3 protein-coding genes are annotated in these 3891 nt (G+C 69.6%); all 3 read left to right on the top strand.

Annotated elements, in window-relative coordinates; translation table 11 throughout:
• Positions 1 to 929: lactate racemase domain-containing protein (locus FVW27_RS09825; RefSeq protein ID WP_167124741.1), on the top strand; the 929-nt coding region annotated here is incomplete at its 5' end.
• Positions 930 to 1313: 384 nt separating this feature from the next.
• Positions 1314 to 3347 carry a HAMP domain-containing methyl-accepting chemotaxis protein gene (locus FVW27_RS09820; protein WP_167124739.1) on the top strand — a complete coding sequence of 678 codons (2034 nt, stop codon included), beginning with the start codon at positions 1314 to 1316 and terminating at the stop codon, positions 3345 to 3347.
• Between the two features lie 143 nt (positions 3348 to 3490).
• On the top strand, positions 3491 to 3891 hold a 401-nt coding region (locus FVW27_RS09815), incomplete at its 3' end, for an Ldh family oxidoreductase (protein WP_167124737.1).

Raw genomic sequence — 3891 nt, 5'->3', positions numbered from 1 at the left:
CCCCGGCGGACGAGGCCCAACTGGGCCGCGTGCTGCCGGAGGACCTGCGCGGCTGCCGGGTGGTTGCCCATGACGCCGAGCACTCGCAGTTGGCGCGCTTCGGCGCCACCACGCGCGGCACCCCGGTGGAGGTCAACGCCGCCTATGGCGCGGCGGAACTGCGGCTGGTCATCGGCATGGTGGACGCGCACCAGTTCGTGGGCTTTACCGGCGGGGCAAAGGGCGTGGCCATCGGCTGCGCCTCTGCCGCCATGATCGAGGCCAACCACCGCCTGATGCGCGACCCGGCGGCCACCGTGGGGGCCATAGATACCAATCCCGTGCGCCTCGACCTGGACGAGGCCGGTGAACTGGCCGGGGTGGCCATGGCCATCAACGTGGTGCTGGACGCGGCCAAGCGTCCGGTGGCCGTGCTGGCGGGCTGGCCGCCGCTGGTCATGCGCAGTGCCGCCAGGGTCACGGCGCAGGTGTACGGGCTGGCTTATGACGCGCCGTACGACATCGTCATCGCCTCGTGCGGGGGGACCCCCAAGGATCTTTGCCTGTACCAGGCCCAGAAGGGACTGAACACGGCGGTGCAGTGCGCCGCGCCGGGGGCAAAGGTGCTGCTGGTGGCCGAATGCGGCCAGGGCATAGGCGACGAGGTGTACCATGACTACGTGCGGCGTTTTCCGTGCGCGCATGCATTGAAGAAGGATTTCGAGTCCGGGGCGTTCCGCATGGGCGCGCACAAGGGGTTCCTGTTCGCGCGGGCCACCACCAGCTTCGAGGTGGTGGTGCATTCCGACCTCGACCCTGCCCGGCTGCGCGAATGCCTGCTGACGCCCGGCGACATGCAGGAAACCGTGAACACCTGGCTGGCGGGGATGCAGAACCCCCGCGTGGCCGTGGTGAAGAACGCCAACTCATCGTTCTTCTACAAGAAATAGTCTGCGACGATTACCCGTTTCCTCCTGGAACGGCGGGTGGGGAACCGGTGCGGGTTCGCCCTGGAATGGGCCGCGCACCGAGCAGCCCCCGCCCGCCAATCGCAAGGCCGGGTGTGCGGAACCCGCGGGCAGCGCAGGCAGGGCCGGATTGCCGGGGGCATGAGGCCAGGCTGCATCCGTCCGGGGCGACCGGGAAGACGCGCAAACTGTCACGGGGGGAAACGCGACAGCCGGGCGGGGTGGGAAATCTGATGTCGTGCCCGGGGAGGGGCGGCGGCAAGACGAAGGGGGGACGGGTCCGAAGCAGGAGCGGGCCGCGCCGGAACGCGCGGGCGTGCTCCTCTGTCCGCAAGGCAGAACACCAGACACGCTCCGGAGGGCGGCATGCTCCTGAAGACCAAACTGTATCTCGGATTCATGGCCGTGCTTTTGCTGACGGCCATCGTGGGCGGCATCGGCTGGCGGGGAATGCACGAGATGGTCGTGTACGGCAATTATTCCACGTCCATCGAAACGGCCATGCGTCATCTTTCGGGGGCAGAAGCCTCCATGGGGCGCTTCATGCTGCGCGGCGAGCAGACCCACGCAGCCGCCACGGACAAGCACCTGGACGATGCACGCGCCACCATCGAGGCGGCGGGCGCGGGACTGACGCAGGACTGGATGCAGGCCGACGGCAAGGGGCTGCTGGAAAACCTGGAGAACTTCAAGACCGCCTTCGCCCAATTGGTGAACTCGCAGAACGAGGCCATCGCCATGCGGCAGCGCATCGACGCCAACGCCGCCAAGGTGGTGGAGACGGTGGCCGCGCTGGACGGCACGCTTGCCGGGGTGCTGCAGGCCACCCACGACGCGGGGCGGCTGAAGGGGTACCAGATGCTGCACGCCGGGGGCGCCGCCTTTGCCGAGGTGCGCGTGCTGACCGGACAGTTTCTGGATACCCCCACCGAAGAACTGCGCACCGCCATCCGCGCGCGGCTGACCGAAGCCCGCAAGGCCTTTCAGGCGGCGCGCGATGCCCAGCCCGACGAAGCGTCACAGGACGCCGTGCAGGAACTCATGGGGTACGTGGGCAACTATTCCGGCCTGTTCGGCATTTTCTCGCGCCAGATGCTGGCCAAGTACGAAGCCCTGGACCGCCAGCAGGAGGTGGTGGCCGCAACCCAGGCCGCAGCGTCCGAGGCGCTGCAACACGCCTCGGCGGCGTCCGATGCCTCGGTGCGCACCGCCACATGGCTGCTGGCCGGGGTGGCCCTGGCCGCCATGGTCATCGGCGCGATCATCGCCGTGGCCCTGCCGCGCGGCACCGTGCGCCAGCTGGGCAAGGACCCCGGCGAACTGGCCAGCATCGCGCGGCGGGTTACCGAGGGCGATTACGACATTGACGACGGCAGCCCGCACAGCGGCGTGTACGGCCACATCGTGGACATGGTGGCATCGCTGAAGACGCACCTTGCCAGCGCCGAAGAAGAATCGCGCCGCGCCCGCGAGGAATCGGAACGGGCCCGGCTGGCCATGCAGCAGGCGGACGAGGCCCGCACCGGGGTGGAAGCGGCCAACCGGACCATGCTGTCGGTGGCGGACGAGGCCCACGCCATTTCCGCGCGTATCGCCGCGGCGGCGGAAGAACTGGCCGCCCAGGCCGAACAGGTGGGCGCCGGGGCAGAGGTGCAGCAGCAGCGCATGGCCGAAACCCTGGCCGCCATCACCCAGATGAACGCGGCCGTGACCGAGGTGGCCGCCAGCGCCGCAGCCACCAGCCGCAGTTCCGACGATTCGCGCCGCAACGCCGAAGACGGCGCGCAAGTGGTGGCCCGCACCGTCACCGCCATCGAGAAGGTGGCGGAAGGGTCGGACGCGGTACGCCGCAACATGCAGGAACTGGGCGTGAAGGCAGAGGCCATCGGCAAGGTCATGGAGATGATCGCCGACATCGCGGACCAGACCAACCTGCTGGCGCTGAACGCCGCCATCGAGGCGGCCCGCGCCGGTGACGCAGGACGCGGCTTTGCCGTGGTGGCCGACGAGGTGCGCAAGCTGGCCGAACGCACCATGCAGGCCACGGCGGAAGTGGGCGGCAGCGTGCGGGGCATTCAGGACGTGGCCCGGCGCAACGTGGATGCGGTGGAGCATTCCGTGACGGCTGTGGACGAGGCCACCCGCTCGGCCCGTGAGTCGGGCGAGGCGCTGACGGCCATCGTCCGCATCGTGGGCGACTCGGCCGCGCAGGTCAACGGCATCGCCACGGCGGCGGAGCAGCAGTCCGCCGCCAGCGAGCAGATCGGTCGCACCGTGCAATCGGTCAGCGACATTGCGGCGGAAACGGCGGGCGGCATGCAGCAGTCCGCCGTGGCCATCCGCGAGCTGTCGGAAATGGCGGCGCAGTTGGAGCAGGCGTTGACCCGCCTGCGCACGTAGGGTGTGTTTCCAGCGTGTATTTTCGCCCGTTGGCTTTGCCAACGAACGAAACCGCTGCCGTGGTGACGCCTTTGACCCCTGCCGCATGGCGGGGTCTGCAACGTGGTGAATGCGTTACGGGTTCAACCTGTCGAGGAGCAACCATGACCGTGGTTCTCAGGCCCGATGATCTCGCGGCGTTGTGCCGCGCCGTGCTGGAGCGGGCGGGCGTGCTGCCCGCCGCCGCATCTTCCGTGGCCAGGGCGCTGGTGGCCGCCGAATGCATGGGCATACCCTCGCACGGGGTGGCGCGTTTGCCGCAGTATGCCGACCAGGTGGCGGCGGGCAAGGTGCGCGGCGATGCCATACCCCGCGTGGAAACGCCGCTGCCCGCCACCGTGCGCGTGGATGCCGGGTGCGGCTTTGCCTATCCGGCGCTGGAAGCCGGGCTGGACGTGGCCGCGCCACTGGCCCTGCGCATGGGCTGCGCCGCGTTGGGGGTGACCAATTCGCACCATTGCGGGGTGGCCGGGCTGCACGTGGAGCGGGCCGCCCGGCAGGGGCT

The organism is Nitratidesulfovibrio liaohensis, from assembly GCF_011682075.1.
Taxonomy (GTDB): Bacteria; Desulfobacterota; Desulfovibrionia; order Desulfovibrionales; family Desulfovibrionaceae; genus Cupidesulfovibrio; species Cupidesulfovibrio liaohensis.
Note: the sequence above shows the minus strand (reverse complement) of the source record. Positions and strands in the feature narration are given on the sequence as shown.